This is a genomic window from Streptomyces sp. NPDC004561 (genome assembly GCF_053602155.1).
On record NZ_JBSGDB010000880.1, the window covers coordinates 1 to 1,606 of the forward strand.

The following is a 1,606-nucleotide window of genomic DNA, read 5'->3' on the forward strand; positions in this document are numbered from 1 at the left end:
GGCGCGGTTGCGCCGGCCCCCGTCGGGGTGCTGCGGAAAGGCGTCAGGCGGACGGCGCCGGGGCCCCCGGCGGCCCCGTCGGTTCGCGGTGCGTGCTGACGGCGCGTCCGCGGGGCGGATGCGCCGGGACGGTGCCTGGCGGGGGCCGCGGCTCAGGACGTGGGCGCCTTCCTGGGACGTGGGAACAGCTGGACCAGAGCGGCCACCGCGAGCGCCAGAGGCACCAGGAGGTAGACGCTGGCCCGGAAGGCGTCCGCGAAGGCGTCGGGGCCGGTGCCGTGGTTCAGGACGTGGTAGAAGACCACGCCCACCACGGCCACGCCGACCGCGCCGCCCACCTGGTTGGCCGTGGACAGCACGCCCGCGGCCGCGCCCGCGTAGCGGGGGTCGGTGCCCGCGAGGGCCACGGTGGCCAGCGGTGCCATCACCATGGCCATGCCGGCGCCGCCGACCAGCAGCCCCGGCACCAGCCAGGCGACCGAACCGTGGGTGCCGATGTGCTCCACGGCGGCGTACAGCCCCACCAGTCCGGCCGTCAGCACCAGCGCGCCGACCGCGAGCGTCTGCCGGCCGAGGACGGCGGCGATCTGCTTGGCCGTCAGCGAGACGGCGAGGAAGCCCACGCCGAGCGGCAGGAAGACCAGGCCGGAGTCCAGCGCGCTCAGCCCGCAGCCCTGCTGGAGGTAGAGCGCGAGCACCAGGAAGAAGGACGCCATCCCGGAGTAGTAGACGACGGCGGTGGTCACGCCGACGGTGAAGGAGCGCTGGCGGAACAGCGCCGGGTTGACGAGCGGGCCCCGGTCCGCCGCCGCCAGCCGCCGCTGGTACCAGGCGAAGACGGCGAGCAGCACCGGCGAGACGGCGAGGCAGACCCAGGTCCACAGCGGCCAGCCCTTCTGCTGCCCCTCGGCGAGCGGCAGCACGATGGCGACCAGGCCGGCGGAGACCAGCACCATGCCGACGGGGTCGAGCCGGGACCTGCCCTGGGCCTTCGACTCCGGGACGACGCGCGGGGCGAGGATCAGGGCGGCGATGCCGACCGGCACGTTGACCAGGAAGCAGGTGCGCCAGCCGAGCCCGGCGATGTCGGCGTGGATCAGCACGCCGCCGATCAGCTGGCCGAAGACGCCGGCGAGGCCCATCGTCAGGCCGAAGGCGTTGAACGCGCGGAGCCGGGCCGGCCCGCTGTAGACGACGCCGATGATGGCGAGCACCTGCGGGCCCATCAGCGCCGAGGCGAGTCCCTGGGCGACCCGGGCCGCCACCAGCTGCCCGGCGGTGGGCGCGGAGCCGGCCCAGGCCGAGGAGAGGGTGAACAGCGCCACGCCGATCAGGAACATCCGCCGGCGGCCGTACAGGTCGCCGAGCCGGCCGCCGGTGATCAGTCCGGCCGCGTACGCGAGCGCGTACCCGGCGACGATGAACTCCACGGCCGAGGAACTGGCGTGCAGATCGCGCTGGGTGGCCGGGATCGCCACGTTGACGATGAAGACGTCCAGGGTGATGACGAAGGTGACGAGGCTGGCTTTGGTGCCGTTGGCGAAGGGGTCGGTGAGGTTGTCGCCGAGTACGGCCACGGTGGGCTGGTTGGCGCTGCTGGTGACGT

The 1,606-nt window shown here is 74.2% G+C and carries 1 protein-coding gene; it reads right to left on the minus strand.

Annotated elements, in window-relative coordinates; genetic code table 11:
* Positions 1 to 152: 152 nt before the first annotated feature.
* The coding region (locus ACWEN3_RS46345) for an MFS transporter (RefSeq protein ID WP_452984445.1) at positions 153 to 1,606 on the minus strand (1,454 nt) is incomplete at its 5' end.